General features: G+C 64.3%; 20 protein-coding genes. 13 read left to right on the top strand and 7 right to left on the bottom strand.

What is annotated here, in order from left to right; translation table 11 throughout:
- Positions 1 to 140 precede the first annotated feature (140 nt).
- The 6 genes from IAE33_RS14390 to IAE33_RS14365 all read left to right on the top strand — a co-directional run bounded on the left by IAE33_RS14390 (position 141) and on the right by IAE33_RS14365 (position 6,042).
- Entirely contained in the window at positions 141 to 1,784 is a 1,644-nt protein-coding gene (locus IAE33_RS14390) for a phosphoethanolamine transferase (RefSeq protein ID WP_201163993.1), read from the top strand.
- Positions 1,785 to 1,873: 89 nt separating this feature from the next.
- Complete coding sequence (gene rnd, locus IAE33_RS14385) at positions 1,874 to 3,007, top strand: ribonuclease D (RefSeq protein WP_201163992.1); 1,134 nt, start codon at positions 1,874 to 1,876, stop codon at positions 3,005 to 3,007.
- Entirely contained in the window at positions 3,004 to 3,297 is a 294-nt protein-coding gene (locus IAE33_RS14380; RefSeq protein ID WP_028635412.1) for a YcgL domain-containing protein, read from the top strand. Before rnd ends, IAE33_RS14380 begins: the two co-directional genes overlap by 4 nt.
- Before the next feature lie 2 nt (positions 3,298 to 3,299).
- A complete protein-coding gene (locus tag IAE33_RS14375; RefSeq protein ID WP_201163991.1) occupies positions 3,300 to 4,232 on the top strand; it encodes a D-2-hydroxyacid dehydrogenase in 933 nt (310 codons plus the stop codon).
- Between the two features lie 112 nt (positions 4,233 to 4,344).
- Positions 4,345 to 4,794, top strand: coding sequence for a YcgN family cysteine cluster protein (locus IAE33_RS14370; protein WP_201163990.1), 450 nt, complete (start codon positions 4,345 to 4,347; stop codon positions 4,792 to 4,794).
- 39 nt (positions 4,795 to 4,833) lie between these two features.
- A complete protein-coding gene (locus tag IAE33_RS14365) occupies positions 4,834 to 6,042 on the top strand; it encodes a hypothetical protein (RefSeq protein ID WP_201163989.1) in 1,209 nt (402 codons plus the stop codon).
- Between the two features lie 19 nt (positions 6,043 to 6,061).
- Here IAE33_RS14365 and IAE33_RS14360 read toward each other — a convergent pair whose 3' ends face one another.
- From IAE33_RS14360 to IAE33_RS14350, 3 genes are all read right to left on the bottom strand, one after another.
- On the bottom strand, positions 6,062 to 6,403 hold the full coding sequence (locus IAE33_RS14360; RefSeq protein ID WP_201163988.1) for a YgaP family membrane protein: 342 nt from the start codon (positions 6,401 to 6,403) through the stop codon (positions 6,062 to 6,064).
- A gap of 95 nt (positions 6,404 to 6,498) precedes the next feature.
- Complete coding sequence (locus IAE33_RS14355) at positions 6,499 to 6,969, bottom strand: RNA methyltransferase (RefSeq protein WP_028635417.1); 471 nt, start codon at positions 6,967 to 6,969, stop codon at positions 6,499 to 6,501.
- A gap of 66 nt (positions 6,970 to 7,035) precedes the next feature.
- Complete coding sequence (locus IAE33_RS14350; RefSeq protein ID WP_028635418.1) at positions 7,036 to 7,404, bottom strand: YajD family HNH nuclease; 369 nt, start codon at positions 7,402 to 7,404, stop codon at positions 7,036 to 7,038.
- Positions 7,405 to 7,536: 132 nt separating this feature from the next.
- On the opposite strand from IAE33_RS14350, the gene IAE33_RS14345 reads away from it, so the two are divergent.
- Positions 7,537 to 7,815 carry a hypothetical protein gene (locus IAE33_RS14345; RefSeq protein WP_028635419.1) on the top strand — a complete coding sequence of 93 codons (279 nt, stop codon included), beginning with the start codon at positions 7,537 to 7,539 and terminating at the stop codon, positions 7,813 to 7,815.
- A gap of 22 nt (positions 7,816 to 7,837) precedes the next feature.
- Here the strand turns inward: IAE33_RS14345 and IAE33_RS14340 are convergent, their stop codons facing one another.
- On the bottom strand, positions 7,838 to 9,877 hold the full coding sequence (locus IAE33_RS14340) for a S9 family peptidase (protein WP_201163987.1): 2,040 nt from the start codon (positions 9,875 to 9,877) through the stop codon (positions 7,838 to 7,840).
- Positions 9,878 to 9,968: 91 nt separating this feature from the next.
- Between IAE33_RS14340 and IAE33_RS14335 the strand changes: the two genes are divergently transcribed.
- From IAE33_RS14335 to IAE33_RS14310, 6 genes are read left to right on the top strand one after another with little or no spacing between them, the layout of a single operon-like run.
- Positions 9,969 to 10,463, top strand: a complete 495-nt coding sequence (locus IAE33_RS14335) for an MFS transporter (protein ID WP_201163986.1) — start codon at positions 9,969 to 9,971, stop codon at positions 10,461 to 10,463.
- A gap of 14 nt (positions 10,464 to 10,477) precedes the next feature.
- The gene (locus IAE33_RS14330) at positions 10,478 to 11,251 is read left to right on the top strand and encodes a class II glutamine amidotransferase (protein WP_028635422.1); all 774 of its coding nucleotides are present in this window, start codon (positions 10,478 to 10,480) and stop codon (positions 11,249 to 11,251) included.
- Positions 11,252 to 11,260: 9 nt separating this feature from the next.
- The gene (locus IAE33_RS14325; protein ID WP_028635423.1) at positions 11,261 to 11,782 is read left to right on the top strand and encodes a DUF2937 family protein; all 522 of its coding nucleotides are present in this window, start codon (positions 11,261 to 11,263) and stop codon (positions 11,780 to 11,782) included.
- A 24-nt stretch (positions 11,783 to 11,806) separates the two neighbouring features.
- On the top strand, positions 11,807 to 12,550 hold the full coding sequence (locus IAE33_RS14320) for a 5-oxoprolinase subunit PxpA (RefSeq protein WP_201163985.1): 744 nt from the start codon (positions 11,807 to 11,809) through the stop codon (positions 12,548 to 12,550).
- Positions 12,547 to 13,233, top strand: a complete 687-nt coding sequence (gene pxpB / locus IAE33_RS14315; protein ID WP_201163984.1) for a 5-oxoprolinase subunit PxpB — start codon at positions 12,547 to 12,549, stop codon at positions 13,231 to 13,233. The genes IAE33_RS14320 and pxpB overlap by 4 nt, the downstream gene beginning before the upstream one ends.
- The gene (locus IAE33_RS14310) at positions 13,230 to 14,147 is read left to right on the top strand and encodes a biotin-dependent carboxyltransferase family protein (protein ID WP_201163983.1); all 918 of its coding nucleotides are present in this window, start codon (positions 13,230 to 13,232) and stop codon (positions 14,145 to 14,147) included. Before pxpB ends, IAE33_RS14310 begins: the two co-directional genes overlap by 4 nt.
- A gap of 164 nt (positions 14,148 to 14,311) precedes the next feature.
- On the opposite strand, the gene IAE33_RS14305 is transcribed toward IAE33_RS14310, so the two are convergent.
- The 3 genes from IAE33_RS14305 to IAE33_RS14295 all read right to left on the bottom strand — a co-directional run bounded on the left by IAE33_RS14305 (position 14,312) and on the right by IAE33_RS14295 (position 17,562).
- Positions 14,312 to 15,490 carry a vWA domain-containing protein gene (locus tag IAE33_RS14305; RefSeq protein ID WP_201163982.1) on the bottom strand — a complete coding sequence of 393 codons (1,179 nt, stop codon included), beginning with the start codon at positions 15,488 to 15,490 and terminating at the stop codon, positions 14,312 to 14,314.
- Between the two features lie 12 nt (positions 15,491 to 15,502).
- Positions 15,503 to 16,348 (bottom strand): AAA family ATPase, encoded by an 846-nt coding sequence (locus IAE33_RS14300; protein ID WP_028635428.1) that lies wholly within the window; start codon positions 16,346 to 16,348, stop codon positions 15,503 to 15,505.
- A 140-nt stretch (positions 16,349 to 16,488) separates the two neighbouring features.
- On the bottom strand, positions 16,489 to 17,562 hold the full coding sequence (locus IAE33_RS14295; protein WP_201163981.1) for a DUF748 domain-containing protein: 1,074 nt from the start codon (positions 17,560 to 17,562) through the stop codon (positions 16,489 to 16,491).
- Positions 17,563 to 17,635: the final 73 nt, after the last annotated feature.

Here is a 17,635-nt window from a genome sequence, read left to right as displayed (position 1 = left end):
TTCGGCACATGAAAACAGGCGACTCACGGAATTGTAACGTTATTTTTCACATAAAATTGATGGCACGCTTTCTAGAGTTCGCGCAGTTTGCTCCCGGCGCCATCCGGCCCGGGAGGTCTCATGCCTGGTTGTGAACGCCCATGCCCAACATCAAACCCCTGCGGACCGAATGGGTCACGCTGCTGGCCAGCCTGTACCTGCTGATCGGCTTCAACTTCTTTCTCTGGCAGCACCTCGAACAAGTGGTGCCGCCTGGCTTGCCGGGCTTGTGGCTGAGCCTTGCGTTCGCCGTGCTGATGCTGTTCGCCTTCAACCTGATACTGACCCTGTGCGCCTTCCGCTACGTGCTCAAGCCGTTGCTGATCGTGTTGTTCATGAGCGGCGCGGGTGTGGCGTACTTCATGAACCGTTACGGTGTGCTGATCGACGCCGGCATGTTCGCCAACATGGCCGAAACCAACGTGGCCGAGGTCCGCGACCTGATGTCGCTGAAGTTCGCCCTGTACATACTCGGGCTGGGTGTGGTGCCTTCGCTGCTGCTGTGGAAAGCGCCTGTTGTGTACCGCACCTGGCAGCGTGAGCTGCTGGGCAAGCTGGTGATCAGCGCGGCGTGCGTGGTGGGGTTGGGCTCGGTGGGCCTGGCCAACTACCAGGGCCTGTCGTCGCTGCTGCGCAACCACCATGAATTGCGCCTGATGCTGACGCCCAGCAATATCGTCGGCGCATCCATGACTTATGTGAGCGAGCGCGTGTCCACAGCCTCGCGGCCGTTCCAGCTGTATGGTGAAGATGCCAGCCGCGACGCTGCCTGGCACAGCCACCAGCGCAAGTCGCTGACCGTGCTGGTGGTCGGGGAGAGCGCCCGTGCAGACCACTTTGGGGTGTTGGGCTACGACCGCGACACTACGCCGAACCTGGCGAAGGAACAGGGCCTGCTGGCGTTTTCCGATGTGCACTCGTGTGGGACCGAAACGGCAGTGTCGGTGCCGTGCATGTTCTCTGGCATGGCGCGCAAGGACTATGACGCCCGCGTGGCAAAAAACCGTGAAGGGCTGCTGGACATCCTCAAACGTGCCGGCCTGGACGTGCAGTGGCGCGACAACCAGTCCGGCTGCAAAGGCACCTGCGACCGTGTGCAGTACGTCAACCTCACCAACCTGAAAGACCCGCAATTGTGCGCAGGCGGCGAATGCCACGACCAGGTGCTGCTGCAAGGGCTGGGCGAGCTGATCGACAACCTCGACAAAGACACCGTGCTGGTGCTGCACCAGATGGGCAGCCACGGCCCCGACTACTTCAAACGCTACCCGCAAGCCGACCAGCGCTTCACCCCGGTGTGCCAGAGCAACGCCCTGGACCAGTGCAGCCAGCAGGAGATCATCAACGGCTACGACAACACCCTGGCCTATACCGACCGTGTGCTGGCGTCGCTCATCGATACCCTGCGCAGCAAGCAGGACAAGGTGGACACGGCCATGATCTACCTGTCGGACCATGGCGAGTCGCTGGGCGAGTACAACCTGTTCCTGCATGGCACCCCTTACGCCATCGCCCCCGAGCAGCAAAAGCACGTACCGTTGCTGGCCTGGTTCTCCGACAGTTACCAGCAGGACTTCGGCGTGGACACCGGTTGCCTGGCCAAGCTGGGCGATGCGCCGTTGTCCCAGGACAACCTGTTCCACTCGATGCTCGGCCTGTTGCAGGTGCATACCGGGGTGTATCAGCGGTCCCTGGACCTGTTTGCCGGCTGCCGCCCCTGGCTTGCCGCTGCCAACGGCCAATAGCACCCTTGGTCGGTAATGACGATGGCCTGGGTTTCACCCGCAGTGCCCGCGCCGTATATACTGCGCGCCAATGTTAGTGGGAGAGCCTCGTGGCCATCGAAATACACTGGATCCGTGACGACCAGAGCCTGGCCGCACATTGCAGCGACTGGCGCCAACTGCCTTTCGTCGCCGTCGACACCGAATTCATGCGCGTCGACACCTTCTACCCCAAGGCCGGGCTGATCCAGATTGGTGACGGCAAGCGCGCCTTCCTGATCGATCCGCTGCTCATCGGCAACTGGCAACCCCTTGCCGACCTGCTCGAAGACAACGGTGTGGTCAAGGTACTGCATGCCTGCAGCGAAGACCTCGAGGTGCTGCTGCGTCTGACCGGGCGTTTGCCGCAGCCGTTGTTCGACACCCAGCTGGCGGCGGGTTACCTGAACCTGGGTTTCTCCATGGGCTATTCGCGGCTGGTGCAGGAGGTACTCGGCATCGACTTGCCGAAAGGCGAGACGCGCTCCGACTGGCTGCAGCGTCCGCTCTCCGATACCCAGGTCAGCTATGCCGCCGAAGATGCCGTGCACTTGGCGGAGCTGTTCAGTGCCGTGCGCCCGCGCCTGTCTGACGACAAATATGCGTGGGTACTGGAGGACGGTGCTGAGCTGGTGGCCCAGCTGCGCCGCGACGTGGAGCCCGAGGGCCTGTACCGCGATGTGAAGCTGGCCTGGAAGTTGGCGCCCCAGCAGTTGGCGGTGCTGCGCGAGCTGTGCGCCTGGCGCGAGCGCGAGGCGCGCCAGCGTGACGTGCCCCGCAACCGCATCCTCAAGGAGCACTCGCTGTGGCCCATGGCCAAGAGCCAGCCCGGAAACCTGGCAGCCCTGGCTCGCATCGACGAGATGCACCCACGTACCATTCGCCAGGACGGCGAGTTTCTCGTCCAGCTGATCAAGCGTGCGGCCAGCCTGCCCCCGGAACAGTGGCCGCCGGTACTGCCCGAGCCGTTGCCCATCGAAGCCTCCGGCATTTTGAAACAGCTGCGCGCGGTAGGGCAGGCCGAAGGTGAGCGCCTGGGCATTGCGCCCGAGCTGATGCTGCGCAAGAAAACCCTTGAGGCGTTGCTCAAGAGCGGCTACCCCAATGGCCCTTATCAATTGCCCGATTCGCTGCGCGGCTGGCGTCGCGAGCGCATGGGCCAGGCCCTGCTGAACAGCCTGGCAGGCGCCGGAGAAACCCGATGAAACGTATCTGCTCCATCTACAAGAGCCCGCGCAAGCGCGAAATGTACCTGTACCTGCTCAAGGCCGATGGCCTGGAGCGCGTGCCCGAAGCCCTGTTGCCGTTTTTCGGCACGCCCCAGCATGCCTTTGACCTGGTGTTGACCCCAGAGCGCAAGCTGGCCCGTGAAGACATCGCCAAGGTGCTGGAGAACCTGGAAAACCAGGGCTATCACCTGCAAATGCCGCCACCGGACGACGACTACATCGAGCACCTGCCCGAAGAGTTGCTGCGCCGTAACGACCCGGCCTGATCATGCGTGTACTGATTGCCGAGCATAAGCATGCGCGTTATGCCGAACTGCTGGCCCAGGCCGCACCTGACCTTGAAGTGCTGACCAGCGGTGACTCCGCGCAACTGTCGCGCTTTGCTGCGCAGTGCCCGGTGTGGCTGGGCCAGCCGGACCTGCTGGCCAGCCTGCTGCGCCAGGGTCATGTGCCGCAATGGGTGCAGACCACCTGGGCCGGGATCACGCCGCTGCTGGCGCCGGGCCTGCCACGCAGCTACCGCCTCACCCGGGCAGTGGGCATTTTCGGCCAGGTGATGGCTGAGTACATGCTGACCTACATGCTGGGGCATGAGCGGGAGGTGTTGTCGCGCCTGGTCAGCCAGGTGGAGCGGCGCTGGGATGACCGTCAGGGCTGTTCCCTCGAAGGGCGCAAGGTGCTGGTGGTGGGCACCGGTGATATCGGCCAGCGTGTGGCGGCGTTTCTACAGCCGTTTGGTGTGGTGCTCTATGGCGTGGCGAGTAGCGCCCGGGAGCAGGCGCCGTTCGTCGAGGTTGCGGCGCTTGAGGACCTGCCACGCCTGGTGGGCGAGGTGGACTATGTATTGAACTTGCTGCCCGATACACCGGCCACCCATGATATCTATGACGCGGCCATGTTCAGGCGCTTCCGGCCCACGGCGTTGTTCATCAATGCCGGGCGCGGTGTGTCGGTGGTTGATGGCGACCTGGTGGAGGCCTTGAAGCAGGGCCACCTGGCCGGTGCGGTGATCGATGTGTGCCGCCAGGAGCCGTTGCCCCGGCAGCACCCATTCTGGACCGCCTGGGGCCTGTTGCTGACCGGCCACAGCTCGGCGCCGACCTCGCCTGCCGCGATGGTGCGGTTGTTCGTCGAAAATGTGCGAGCTTATGGCACCGGCCAGGCGCTGCGCGGTGAAGTCGACTTCGCTCGCGGCTACTAAGGATAGCTGCAAGCTACAAGCTGCAAGCGGCAAGACAAAGCCGTGCGCGCTGCCTTTGCTTGCAGCTTCTAGCTTGCAGCTTGTAGCTGCCCTAATGCAGGAAAACCGTGGGATGAACGCTGAAAACGCGCCGTTCTGGCGTGGTAAAACCCTTGAACAACTCAGCCTGCAAGAGTGGGAATCGCTGTGCGATGGCTGCGGGCTGTGCTGCCTGCAAAAGCTTGAGGATGAAGACGACAACAGCGTCTATTACACGCGCATCGCCTGTAAGTTGCTGGACCTGAACACCTGCCAGTGCAGCGACTACCCCAACCGCTTCGCCCACGTACCCGATTGCATCCAGCTTACCCCTGGCAAGGCCGACCAGTTCCGCTGGCTGCCCAGCACCTGCGGTTACCGGCTGGTCAGCGAAGGCAAGGACCTGCCGGCCTGGCACCACCTGGTTTGCGGCGACCGCCAACAGGTGCACGAACAGCGCATCTCCCGGGGTGGGCGTATGCTCAGTGAGCAGGCCGTGCACGAAGATGACTGGGAAAACCACCTGATTTTCCGCGCCAGTTAACGGCGCGCCTCGCTGCGGCGGGGGACAAGGAGTTGTGTTATGCGTTGCCACCCGTTGTTGCTGTTGGGCCTGCTGGCCGCCTCACCCGCCTGGGCGAAAAAGGTCGACCTGGACTACCAGGTACGCTTGATGCCCGCCAGCGGCCAGGCCGAAGTTCGCGTCACCCTGGCTGACGGCAGTGCTGTGCGCAGCCTGGATTTCGACCTGGGCAAGCTCGGCGCGTATAGCGGTTTCCAGGCCGACGGCCAGTGGCAGCTGCGTGGCGAGCACGGTGTGTGGCAACCGGCCTCCGGCAAGACCAGCCTCAGCTACCGCGTGCAACTGGACCAGAAGCACAGCAACGGCGCCTATGGTGCCAGGATCACCCCGCACTGGGCGCTGTTTCAGGGCGATCAGCTGGTTCCCCCGGCGCATCTCGACCAGCAGGACGGCACCGAACTGGTCGCGCGGCTCACCTTCGACCTGCCCGAGGGCTGGAAGAGCGTCGAAACCGCCTGGCCGCGTATTGGCAAGCACAAATTCCGTATCGACGACAGTTCGCGGCTGTTCGACCGCCCGACGGGCTGGGTACTGGCCGGTGACCTGGGCAGCCGCCGCGCCCGCCTGGGCAACACCGATGTGACCGTGGCAGCGCCCGTGGGGCAGGGTATGCGGCGCATGGACAGCCTGACCTTGCTCACCTATGTATGGCCACAGCTGCAGGCGACGTTCCCGCGCAACCCGCCCAAACTGTTGGTGGTCGGTGCGCGGGACGGCATGTGGCGCGGGCCAATGGCGGCCCATGGCTCGTTGTACCTGCACAGCGCCAGGCCGATGGTCAGCGAGAACGGCAGCAGTCCATTGTTGCGCGAGGTCGTGCAGCTGTTTACCCAGATTCGCGCACGCGACGGCAGTGACTGGCTGGTGGAGAGCCTGACGGATTACTACGCCAGCGAACTGCTGCGCCGCTCTGGTGGCATGAGCGACGACCGTTATCAGGCCTGGCAGGCGCGGCTGAGCAAGCAGGGCGCCAAGGTCACCACACTCAAGGGCGACCAGGCCAGCCCCGCCCAGGTAGCGCGGGGCGTGATGTTGCTGCAGGCCCTGGACAAGGAAATCCGCATCCACACCCAGGCCAAGCGTTCTCTCGATGACGTGGCGCGCGGTTTGATGCGCCTGCCAAGCGTCAGCACGGAGGAGTTCGTGAAGATCAGCGAGAACGTGCTGGGGCGCAGCTCCGACGTGTTACAGAGCAAGGCCTTGCGTTAAAGGCACCACGCCCGACGCGTCAGGTATCAGCCACAGGGTCCTTGCCGGTGACCGTGACACCTTCAGTAGCCGCTTTGGCGCTGTCTTTCAAGGCCTCCAGCTCAGCACCGCTGCGTTGCAGGTCTGTACGCAGCCGGTTGTATTCCTGGCGGTTGCGCTGCAGCCAGGCCTTGGTGGCGCAGTGGCCGCTCAGGCCCCGGGCCAGCGCCAGGCCGCCCACAGCCACCTTCAGCAGCCCAAGCACACCGCCCTGACGCAGCCCTCGGGTAACCATCAGCGCCCCACCCGCCAGCGAGCTGACGCGCTCGATGCCGTGAACGTTCTGGCCCTTTGATGGCGCAATAGCATGGTTATCAAGCATGGCAAGCCCTCCTTGTGAAGTGTATGCAGCTGACCCGCCTGCCCTTGGCGTCGTTCAGTCGGGTTGCCGGGCAGCCTCGCCAGCGGCACGTGCGCCTACTTGAACTTGGGCCCCGAGCGGGTGTTGAGCCCTTTGGCCAGGCGGTCATACAGCACCACGTTCACGGTCGCTGCCAGGTTCATGCAGCCTTCGGTAGGGATGTAGATGGTTTCTTCGCACCATGCACGTACCTCGGCACTGAGGCTGCCGTCTTCGGGGCCAAAGATGTAGAGGGCGCGGTCTGGGTGGGTGTATTCGGGCAGCGGGCGGGCGCCCTCCACCAGTTCGACCGCCACAGGCGTGCAGCCTAGCGGGATGATGCGTTGCAGGTCGTCGATGCCGATCAGCGGGATGTCGTAGTGCACACGCTTGGTGTCGGTGACGAAGTCACGGGCGCGCTCGTAGCGCTTGCCGGTATAGAACACCGAGTTGACCCCGTAGCAGCCTGCTGCGCGCATGACCGAGCCAACGTTCTCGGCCGACTTGGGGTTGAACAGGCCAATGCAACTGTATCGTTTGTTAGCCACGTACCGGGGCCCTTCGCAAAAAAGCGCGATTATACGGGCTGCCCGGCCGTAGCGGGGGCTCGATGGTCAGTCCTTCTTCAGCAGGCCAGCAAGGCCGGCGAACGGGTTGTGGGTGGCCTTGGCGATGCTGGGGGTACTGGTGGAGCCTTCGCTGAAGTATTGCTGGTCGGTGTAGCGCGAATGTTCGTTGTCGTGGCAGTACAGGCACAACAGTTCCCAGTTGGAGCCGTCCTGCGGGTTGTTGTCGTGGTTGTGGTCGCGGTGGTGCACCGTCAGCTCGCTCAGGCGCTTGCCGGCAAATTCCCGGGCGCAGCGGCCGCACACGTGGGGGTACATCCTCAGGGCCTTGTCGCGGTAGCCCATTTCCTTGTCACGCTTGGCATCGGCCAGAATACGGTCCAGGCGCGCAGTGGCGGCGGAAGTGGAGGAGGTCATGGTGTTTCCTTCGTTCTGATCAGGCAGGTGACGGTTATGCCATCGAGTCTAGCGCGCTTGCGGGGCTGACGGACAGGCACAAACCGCAATATCAGCGTAGCCTGTAGGAAGTTTCTAGACAGGAGGTTGCTGATGCTCGCTGCGATCCTCGCCATGACAATGCTGGCAGGCGTGCCGTTGGCCGAAGCCGCCAGCACGCCGCCCAGGTTGAGCACGCCGGTGCCCGGCGCACCCGGCACGCCAACCCCAACGCCCTACCCGCAGATCACCCCAAGCAGCCCGCCCAAGGCCTACGACCCTGAACCAGGGGCGCCGCTGCTGCCGCCGATGCCCGTGCCCGGGCCGCCGAAGGACCAACCGCTGCCAGGTTTGCGCCAGGAGGCAGACAAACCCGTGACGCCCGGGAAGTGATCACACCGCCGGCAGGTGCCGGCTATACCCCCAGCTCACCGAGCACGAACGCATATTCCAGCGCCACGTCCTTCAGCCCCTGGTAGCGCCCGCTCATACCGCCGTGGCCAGCGCCCATCTCGGTCTTGAGCAGCAGCAGGTGGCTGTCGGTCTTGCAAGTACGCAGGCGCGCCACCCATTTGGCCGCCTCCCAATATTGCACGCGGCTGTCGTTGTAGCCGGCCACCACCAGCATGGCGGGGTAGGCTTGTGCCTTCACGTTCTCGTAGGGGGCATAGGCCTTGATCCGCTCGTACACCTGCGGCTCCTGCGGGTTGCCCCATTCATCGTACTCGGTCACCGTCAGCGGCAGCTCGGGGTCGAGCATGGTGTTGAGCACGTCGACGAACGGCACCTCGGCAATGGCGCAACGCACCAGGTCGGGGCGCAGGTTCAGCACAGCGCCGATCAACAAGCCACCCGCACTGCCGCCACTGATGGCCAGCCGGTCGCTGGCCGTCACGCCTTCGCCAATCAGGTGTTCGGCACAGGCAATGAAGTCACTGAAGGTGTTGTGCTTGTGCGCCTGCTTGCCGGCGCGGTACCAGGCCTCACCCAGTTCACCGCCGCCGCGCACGTGGGCAATGGCAAAGGCCACGCCGCGCTCGAGCAGGCTCAGCCGCGCGTGGGAAAACCACGGATCCAGGCTCTCGCCGTAGGCGCCATAACCATACAGGTACAACGGTACCGTGCGGCCCAGGTCCTGACGGCGACGCACCAGGCTGATCGGCACCCGGGTACCGTCCGCCGCGGTGGCCCACAGGCGTTCGCTGACATAGTCGTCAGCATCGAAGGGCCCCAGTACCGGGGTTTGCTTGAGCACCACCTGGGCACCGTCGGCCAGTTCCAGCTGGCGTACCTGGGCCGGGCGGTTGAGTGCTTCGTAGCGCAAGCGCAGGCGCGGGCTGGCGAATTCCAGGCTGTCCTGCACGTACAGGCTATAGGCAGCGTCAGGCAACTGCACCCGGTAGGCAGGCAGGCCCTGAGGGCGTACTTCGATGATGGGCAAGCCACCCTCGCGCAGGCTCAGGGTGAGCGCCTCGGCATTCAGGCTCAGCCCCTCCAGCATGATGTCGTCACGGTGCGCGACCAGTTGCTGCCAGGCGTCACGGCCTGGCACCGGCATGGACGGGGCGTGGTACAGGGCGAAGTTGATGCCGTCCTGGTTGGTGCGGATGAACCAGCGCCACTCACCGTCCAGCTGGCCGTGGTCGGGGAAGTACTCGTGGCCTTCCTCGCGCGATGCCAGGCAGGTGAACGGCTGCTGCGGGGTATCGGCATCCAGCACCCAGGCTTCGCTGGTGGTCTTGCTGCCCAGCAGCAGCACCAGCTGGCGTTCGGAACTGGTGCGGTAGCAATGCAGGAAGAACCGCCCGTCTGGCTCTTCGAACACCGTGTGCGCCACATCGCTACCCAGCGTGTGGCGGCGCAGGCGCCAGGGGCGATGGGTGTCGTCAAGCTCGGCGAAGAACAGCGTCTGGCTGTCGTTGGCCCAGGTCAGGCTGCCATCGCACTCTTCGAAGGGCAGGGTGGTGAGCGCGCCGGTGGCGAGGTCCTTCACGTAGAGGGTGTAGATTTCGTCGCCGCTGGTGTCCAGGCTGTAGGCCAGCAGGCGGTGGTCCGGGCTGACACTGAAGGCGCCCAGCGACAGGAAGCCGCCGTCTGCCAGGGCGTTGGGGTCGAGCAGCAGTTGCTCCTGGGCCTGGTCGACGGTGTTGGAATCGTCGGCAGGGCGCGGGCAGCGGTAGTGGCGTGGGTATTCATCCCCCGCCGTGGTGCGGGTGTAGTACAGGTACGGCCCCCAAGGGGTGGGCAGCGACAGGTCGGTTTCCTGGATGCGGCCCTTTATTTCTTCGAACAGCTGCTCGCGCAGGGGCGCCTGGTCTGCCAGGCAGGCTTGCTGGTAGTCGTTTTCGGCGTGCAGGTAGGCGAGCACTTCAGGGGTGTCGCGCTGTTGCAGCCAGGCGTACGGGTCGGCGGCATGGTCGGCGCGGGCGATGGGCGGCTGTGGCTTGCTGGGCATTGGGGATCTCTTGGCCGAAACAGGGAGACGCTGTCTGCGCCCGGAAAAGTGTTTATCATAGGCATCTATTTGCCTGGCTTGCACCCACACCATGATCGAGAACGACTACACCCTTGCCTGGGGCCTTTACGCAGTGGCGGCCCTGGGTTGCCTGCTGGTGGGCTTCAAGCTCACCGCCTGGATGTGGCGCTGGCTGCGCGAGCCGCTGCTGGTAATACTGGCCGTGTTGCTGTTCACCCCGACCGTGGTCGACCCGGTGAAGGACAACTTCGCCCCGGCCATCGCCATCACCGCCCTGGACGTCGCCTTCAAGGTCGGCAACAACGCCTGGCGGGCGGTGTCGGACTTCGCCATGTACGGGCTCATCGCCTTTATCCTGTATGGCGTCTTCGTGCTGCTGCGCTGGCCGCTGGAAAAACGCGCCCGTGAGCGCCGCCTGCGCGCAGAAGCGGCCGCCCAGCGCGAGGCGGCTGAAGACGAGCAGCTTGCTGCGCAGGCACCGTTGGCTGCGGAGCGCCACGACCGTTACCGCGACCCCGCGCCAGCCGCCCCACAGGGCGGTGGCCGGGTCGAGCCCCGTTTGTAAGCGGAGACATAGCCATGTGCGAACTGCTGGGCATGAGTGCCAACGTTCCCACCGATATCGTATTCAGCTTCACCGGCCTGATGCAGCGCGGTGGGCGTACCGGCCCGCACCGTGACGGTTGGGGCATTGGCTTCTATGAAGGGCGTGGCCTGCGCCTGTTCCAGGACCCGGCCGCCAGCAGCGAGTCGGAGGTGGCCAACCTGGTGCAGCGCTACCCGATCAAGAGCGAGGTGGTGATCGGCCATATTCGCCAGGCCAACGTGGGCAAGGTCTGCCTGGCCAATACCCACCCCTTCGTGCGGGAAATGTGGGGCCGCAACTGGTGCTTCGCGCACAACGGTCAGCTGGGTGATTTCAAGGGCGGCAATGGCTTCTATCGGCCTGTGGGCGACACCGACAGCGAAGCAGCCTTCTGCGACCTGCTCAACCGCGTGCGCAGCGCCTTCCCCGACCCCGTGCCGGTTGAACAGCTGTTGCCGGTGCTGGTCGAAGCCTGTGCCGGTTACCGCAGCCTGGGGGTGTTCAACTGCATGCTCAGTGACGGGGACTGGCTGTTCTGTTTCTGCTCCACCAAGCTGGTGCACATCACCCGCCGGGCCCCCTTTGGTGCGGCGCGGTTGAAGGATGTCGACCTGATCGTCGATTTCCATACCCAAACCACCCCCAACGACGTGGTCACGGTGATCGCCACCGAGGCCTTGACCGAGAACGAGACCTGGAACCGTTATGAGCCAGGTCAATGGGCCCTGTGGCGGCACGGAGAGTGCACCGCGCACGGCCAAAGCTAAGGACGCTGCATGTTCAGAAGTTACCTGCGGTTGCTGCTGTTCACCTTCGGCCTGCTGGTCGGTATCCAGGTCCCGGGGTTGGTCAAGGACTATAGCCAGCGTGTCGAGGCGCACCTGTTCGAGTCCCGCGAGGCGCTGGACGGCTTCCGCCAGACAGCCGAGCGCTTCTTCAATGGCGACCTGCAAGCCCTGCTGCGGCACTACCGCAGCAGCGACGACCCGGTGTTCAACAGCGATGCCAACAGCATCGAAAGCCTGATGATCCGCAACCAGTTGCTGGAAACCGAATGGCAGGCCCTGCAAGGGTCGTGGGCGCAGCGCACCTGGCATGTGCTGGTGCAGGCCGACCCGCAGCTGCGCGAAGAAACCCTCAATGGCTACACCTACCAGATCGTGTTGGTCCCTGAGGCGATCGGCTGGGGCGTGGGGGGCGGGTTCGTGCTCGCATTCCTGGTGGAAAGCGTGTTGCTGGGCATAGGCTGGTTGATAGTGGGTGGGCGCCGCCGCGTGGTGAAGGAGAGTTGGCGCTGACGGTCAGGTATCGGGAGGCTTCACATGCTGCTCAATTGTGACATGGGTGAGAGTTTCGGCAGATGGCGCATGGGCCTGGATGCCGAGGTGATGCCTTACATCGATTGCGCCAACATCGCTTGCGGCTACCACGCTGGCGACCCGGGCACCATGCGCCGCACCGTGGCCCTGGCGCTGGAGCATGGGGTGAGCATCGGCGCCCACCCGGCCTACCCGGACCTGGTCGGCTTTGGCCGCCGCTCCATGGCCTGCAGCCCGGAAGAAATCCGCGACCTGCTGCACTACCAGATCGGCGCGCTGGGCGGCATCTGCAAGGTGCAGGGCGGGCGTGTGGCCTATGTGAAGCCCCACGGCGCGCTGTACAACGACATGATGGCCGACCCGCTCGTTCTGCGGACCGTGCTGGAAGCTGTGGCGGCCTACAACAGCGACCTGCCGCTGGTGCTGATGGCCACCGCCGACAATCGCCCCGCCCAGGCCTTGGGTGATGAGCTCGGCGTGCCATTGTGGTTCGAGGCATTCGCCGACCGCGCCTATACGGCCAGCGGCCACCTGGTGTCGCGCCGCTTGCCCGGTGCTGTGCACCACGACCCGGCGCGGGTAGTGCAGCAGGCCGTTAGCCTGGCCCGGGGCGACACGCTGGTAGCAGACGACGGCAGCCACCTGTGCCTGGAGGCCACCACGCTCTGCGTGCACGGCGACAACGACAGTTCGGTGGCAGCGGTGCGGCAGATACGTCAGGCCCTCGATGCACTGGGGGCTCGGTGACGCCGCGCATCGAGGTCGTCGCCATCGACACCCTGATGGTGCGGCTGTTCCAGCGTATCGAGGAGGCCAACATGCCGTGGATGCTCGCCGCCAGCCAGCGCCTGAGTACGGCATTTGGCGCGCACCTGTTGGACCTCGTGCCTTCCTACACCACCTTGATGGTGCAGTTCGCCTTGCCACCCAGCGAGGCGAGGGCGTTGATCGCCCAGGCGCTGGACGGCCTGCAGCCAGACGCCGGGAGTGGTGGCCGCCGGCATGAAATTCCGGTGTGGTACCACGCCAGTGTCGGCCCCGAACTCCCCGTGCTGGCAGCCCGCAGTGGGTTGAGCGAGGCCGAGGTGGTTCGCGTGCACAGCGATCGTGATTACCCTGTGTTCGCCCTGGGCTTTGCCCCCGGCTTCGGCTTCATGGGCCTGGTGGACGAACGCCTGGCCAGCCCGCGCCTGAGCACCCCGCGCAAGCAGGTGGCGGCGGGTAGCGTGGGCATTGCTGAGCGCCAGACGGCGGCGTACCCGGCGGTATCGCCAGGTGGCTGGAACCTGATCGGGCGCACCCCGGTGCGGTTGTTCGACCGCGAGCGTGAAGGCTTCAGCTTGCTGCAACCCGGTGACCGCGTGCGTTTCGTGCCGGTTTCGCGCAGCCAGTTCCTGGCGTTGGGCGGCGATGACGAGGCGCAGCCATGAATCATTTGCAGATCCAGGCCAGCACGCCACTGTGCCAGTTGCAAGACGCCGGGCGCTTCGGGGTGCGCCACCTGGGCGTGACCCAGGGCGGCGCGCTGGATTGGGTGGCCCTGTACTGGGCCAACTGGCTGCTGGGCAATGCGCTCGGCGCGCCGGTGGTCGAGGTGGCGTTGGGTGGCTTCTGCGTCGAGGCCCGGCAGGATTGCGTACTGGCCCTGGCCGGCGCGCACCTGCACGCCTGCATCGATGATGAGCCCCTGCAGCCTTGGCGCAGCTTCACGCTGGCCAAGGGGCAGCGGCTCAGCTTCCAACACCCCGGGAACGGTGTGCGGGCCTATCTGGCAGCCCCAGGCGGTTTTCACGGCACGCCGGTGCTGGGCAGTTGTGCCACCGTGGTGCGTGAGGGGCTGGGGGGTGTGGACGGGCAGGGTGCTGCACTGGTGAAAGGCCAGTGCCTGACGTTTACCGGTACTGTCGCCCCGCTGCGCGAGGTGCCGCTGGCGCAGCGCCCGCCCATTGCACAAAACCTCGTGCTGGATATGGTGATAGGCGCACAAATTGGCGATTTCAGTGGTACCAGCCTGTTCGAGGCATTCAACCGGGAGTGGACGCTCGACAGCCGGGCCGACCGCATGGGTATTCGCCTGTTAGGCCCGCAACTGGTCTATCAGGGCGCGCCGATGATTTCCGAAGGCATACCGCTGGGTGCGGTGCAGGTGCCGCCGGATGGCCAGCCGATCGTGTTGCTCAATGACCGGCAGACCATTGGCGGGTATCCGCGGCTGGGGGCGTTGACGCCCCTTGCGCTGGCCCAGCTGGCGCAGTGCATGCCAGGGGCGGGCGTACGGTTCAGGCCGGTGGTGCAGGATGAGGCCTGGCGTGAGCAGGAGCGTTACCTGGGCCGTTGGTTGTAGGGCTTCAGGCCCTATCGCGAGCTTTGCTCGCTCCTACGGTTATTGCAGCGTAATTGGCCCAAAAAATGTAGGAGCGAGCGCAGCTCGCGATGCGCCGCGCAGCGGCGCTCGATCTCATAGGCGTAAACCCTGTTGCAGCGAACACATGCCACAAGCCCCAACGCTTACTTCGACAAATACCGCATCCCGTCTTCCAGCCCCTGCAAGGTCAGCGGGTACATCTTGTCTTCGATCAAGTCCCGTACCAAGTGGGTGGACGCGGTGTAGTCCCAGGCCTGTCTGGGGTACGGGTTGATCCAGATGATCTTCCTGAATTTCTCCATGAAGCGCTGCATCCACACATAGCCGGCCTCTTCGTTCCAGTGCTCCACGCTACCGCCGGGCTGAGTGATTTCATAAGGCGCCATGGCGGCGTCCCCCACGAACACCACCTTGTAGTCATCGCCGTACTTGTGCAGCACATCAAAGGTTGAATACCGCTCCGAGGTGCGGCGCAGGTTGTTCTTCCACACCGACTCGTAGACGAAATTGTGGAAGTAGTAGTACTCCAGGTGCTTGAACTCGGTCTTGCACGCCGAGAACAGCTCCTCGCACACTTTGACGTGGGCATCCATCGACCCACCGATGTCGAACAGCAACAGCAGCTTCACCGTATTGCGCCGCTCCGGGCGCATCTGGATGTTCAGCAGGCCGGCATCGCGGGCGGTGTGGTCGATGGTGCCGTCGATATCCAGCTCTTCTGCAGCACCTTCCCGGGCAAACTTGCGCAGCCGCCGCAGGGCCAGCTTGATGTTGCGGGTGCCCAGTTCCACCTGGTCGTCCAGGTTGCGGTACTCGCGCTGGTCCCACACCTTCACGGCCTTGCCCTGGCGCTTGCCGGCATCGCCCACGCGGATGCCTTCGGGGTTGTAGCCACCCGAGCCGAACGGGCTGGTGCCACCAGTGCCGATCCACTTGTTGCCGCCGGCGTGGCGCTCCTTTTGCTCTTCAAGGCGCTGCTTGAACGCTTCAATCAGCTTGTCCAGGCCACCGAGCGACTGGATTTGCGCGCGTTCCTCGTCGCTCAGCGAACGCTCGAATTGCTTGCGCAGCCAATCTTCGGGGATCAGCGCCTCGATGTGCCTGTCGAGGTTCTCAAGGCCGTTGAAGTAGGCGGCGAAGGCGCGGTCGAACTTGTCGAAATGGCGCTCGTCCTTCACCAGAATGGCGCGGGCCAGGTAGTAGAATTCGTCCATGTCGGCGAACACCACGTGCCGCTGCAGGGCCTGGTGCAGGTCGAGCAGTTCGCGTACCGAAACGGGCACCTTGGCCGCGCGCATTTCATTGAACAGGTTGAGCAGCATGGCCCGGCTCCGTCAGCGGTTGCCGCGCCGGCTCATGAAGGCCAGGCGCTCCAGCAGTTGCACGTCCTGCTCGTTCTTGACCAGCGCACCGGCCAGCGGCGGGATGGCCTTGGTGGGGTCACGCTCGCGCAACACGGCTTCGCCGATGTTGTCAGCCATCAGCAGCTTCAGCCAGTCCACCAGTTCGGAGGTGGACGGCTTCTTTTTCAGCCCTGGCACCTTGCGCACGTCGAAGAACACATCCAGCGCTTCGCTGACCAGCGACTGGCTGATGTTGGGGTAGTGCACATCGACGATCTGCTGCAGGGTGCTGCGGTCGGGGAAGGCGATGTAATGGAAGAAGCAGCGACGCAGAAAGGCGTCAGGCAGTTCTTTTTCGTTGTTCGAGGTAATGATGATGATCGGCCGCTGCGTGGCCTTGATCGTCTCATCCGTCTCGTAGACGTAGAACTCCATCTTGTCGAGTTCTTGCAGCAGATCGTTGGGGAACTCGATGTCAGCCTTATCGATTTCATCGATCAGCAGAATGACCCGCTCCTGGGCCTCGAATGCCTCCCACAGCTTGCCCTTCTTCAGGTAATTGCGCACATCGTGGACCTTGTCCACGCCCAGTTGCGAGTCGCGCAGGCGGCTGACCGCGTCATACTCGTACAGGCCCTGTTGGGCCTTGGTGGTGGACTTGATGTGCCAGGTAATCAGGCGCGCACCGAATGAAGCCGCCAGTTGCTCGGCGAGCATGGTCTTGCCGGTGCCCGGCTCGCCCTTGACCAGCAGCGGGCGTTCGAGGGTAATCGCCGCGTTCACGGCCAGTTTCAGGTCGTCAGTGGCGACGTAATCGCGGGTGCCTTCGAACTTCATGGGGTTGTCCTCTGCGGGTGGCCGGCCCCGTGTTGGTACCGGCAACACCAATATTTGATTAGCCCTCGACTATAACGCGGGGCTACCCGGCTGCAAATGCACACCCGGTATTCAGCCCTTGAATGCCCAGTCACGGGCGCTCAGTCGGTATCCGGAGCGCCACGTTCGTAGCGCGCGTTGAATGCCTGGACAAAGCCGTTGCGCAGAATCTGCAGAAACGCCTCGAACGCGCTTATGTCTTGTTTGCGCACGCTGCCGCTCAACTCCACGCGGGTGGCGAACTGGTTCTTGGGTTGGTTTTTCAGCACGGTCTGCGTGGCACCGACCAGCGCTTCCCATACCGAGCGCAGCACCCCTTTGTCCTTGTTCTGCACGTCTTGTTGCCAGTCGAACACCTCCACATCGCGCAGCAGCGGCTTGATGTACCCGCTCAGCCGGCCATTGGTGGCCTGGGCCTCGATCACCACGTCACCGCGCCCGGCCTTGAAGTCGAACTTGCCGTAGGCACTGGCGAAGTCGTTGAGCTTGCGCAGCTCGATGCCGGTAGCCCGCAGGCGGAATTCGAAATCGTCAAAGTCGCTGAAGGGGTCGAACGTGGCGCGGCTTTCCACCTTGGCATCCCCTGCAATCAGCGCCGTGGCCTGGAAACTGGCATCCCGCCGGCCGGCTTCGTCGCGAATATTGGTGAGGTTGCGCACGCTGGCCTGCAGGTCTGTGGCCTTGAGGGTGACCGGGGGTTTGGAATTGAAATTGCGGAAGGTCAGCACGCCGTCGTTGATGCGCACTTCGTTGAGGGTGATCGGCAGCAGCTTTTCCAACTGCTGGCGCCAGTCGGTGCCCTGGCCGGTCTGGGAGTTCTGCTTGTTGCCGCCGTCGACGAAGTTCAGTTCGGGGCGCACGAACGCCACTTCTGCCACCACGGCATGGTCGTACCACAGGGCATGCCAGCTTACCGACAGGTCGATGACCGGGGCATTTAGCAGCGGCACCGGCACCTTGCCGGTGGTCTTGACGATCTGCAGCCCGTTGATGGTGTAAGCACCGCGCCACCAGGCCAGGTCCACGTCGGCCACCTGGCCGCGGTAGTCGCCCATGTCGGCAAGTTTCTGGTTGAGGTAATCGCGCACCAGATAGGGCAGGGCAAGGTGCAGGGCCACCAGCAGCACGATGAAGCTGGCAAGGCCGATCAGCGGCCAGCGATAACGGGCTCTCATGGCGGTGTCTCCAAGGCGGGATGTGCGGTTGACCGCAGCCTGCGCAGGGGAGTTCGAACAGGCTTTACGGGCT

This window comes from Pseudomonas sp. S60 (assembly GCF_016647865.1).
Classification (GTDB): Bacteria; Pseudomonadota; Gammaproteobacteria; order Pseudomonadales; family Pseudomonadaceae; genus Aquipseudomonas; species Aquipseudomonas parafulva.
The sequence above is the reverse complement of the archived record's forward strand: the minus strand, read 5'-3'. Positions and strand labels throughout refer to the sequence as shown.

What these genes read in the sequence shown, in the direction of transcription:
- IAE33_RS14390 (WP_201163993.1), top strand. Translation starts at nt 141, where the DNA reads ATGCCCAACATCAAACCCCTGCGGACCGAATGGGTCACGCTGCTGGCC.
- IAE33_RS14380 (WP_028635412.1), top strand. Translation starts at nt 3,004, where the DNA reads ATGAAACGTATCTGCTCCATCTACAAGAGCCCGCGCAAGCGCGAAATG.
- IAE33_RS14375 (WP_201163991.1), top strand. Translation starts at nt 3,300, where the DNA reads ATGCGTGTACTGATTGCCGAGCATAAGCATGCGCGTTATGCCGAACTG.
- IAE33_RS14370 (WP_201163990.1), top strand. Translation starts at nt 4,345, where the DNA reads ATGAACGCTGAAAACGCGCCGTTCTGGCGTGGTAAAACCCTTGAACAA.
- IAE33_RS14365 (WP_201163989.1), top strand. Translation starts at nt 4,834, where the DNA reads ATGCGTTGCCACCCGTTGTTGCTGTTGGGCCTGCTGGCCGCCTCACCC.
- IAE33_RS14360 (WP_201163988.1), bottom strand. Translation starts at nt 6,403, where the DNA reads ATGCTTGATAACCATGCTATTGCGCCATCAAAGGGCCAGAACGTTCAC.
- IAE33_RS14350 (WP_028635418.1), bottom strand. Translation starts at nt 7,404, where the DNA reads ATGACCTCCTCCACTTCCGCCGCCACTGCGCGCCTGGACCGTATTCTG.
- IAE33_RS14345 (WP_028635419.1), top strand. Translation starts at nt 7,537, where the DNA reads ATGCTCGCTGCGATCCTCGCCATGACAATGCTGGCAGGCGTGCCGTTG.
- IAE33_RS14340 (WP_201163987.1), bottom strand. Translation starts at nt 9,877, where the DNA reads ATGCCCAGCAAGCCACAGCCGCCCATCGCCCGCGCCGACCATGCCGCC.
- IAE33_RS14335 (WP_201163986.1), top strand. Translation starts at nt 9,969, where the DNA reads ATGATCGAGAACGACTACACCCTTGCCTGGGGCCTTTACGCAGTGGCG.
- IAE33_RS14330 (WP_028635422.1), top strand. Translation starts at nt 10,478, where the DNA reads ATGTGCGAACTGCTGGGCATGAGTGCCAACGTTCCCACCGATATCGTA.
- IAE33_RS14325 (WP_028635423.1), top strand. Translation starts at nt 11,261, where the DNA reads ATGTTCAGAAGTTACCTGCGGTTGCTGCTGTTCACCTTCGGCCTGCTG.
- IAE33_RS14320 (WP_201163985.1), top strand. Translation starts at nt 11,807, where the DNA reads ATGCTGCTCAATTGTGACATGGGTGAGAGTTTCGGCAGATGGCGCATG.
- IAE33_RS14310 (WP_201163983.1), top strand. Translation starts at nt 13,230, where the DNA reads ATGAATCATTTGCAGATCCAGGCCAGCACGCCACTGTGCCAGTTGCAA.
- IAE33_RS14305 (WP_201163982.1), bottom strand. Translation starts at nt 15,490, where the DNA reads ATGCTGCTCAACCTGTTCAATGAAATGCGCGCGGCCAAGGTGCCCGTT.
- IAE33_RS14300 (WP_028635428.1), bottom strand. Translation starts at nt 16,348, where the DNA reads ATGAAGTTCGAAGGCACCCGCGATTACGTCGCCACTGACGACCTGAAA.
- IAE33_RS14295 (WP_201163981.1), bottom strand. Translation starts at nt 17,562, where the DNA reads ATGAGAGCCCGTTATCGCTGGCCGCTGATCGGCCTTGCCAGCTTCATC.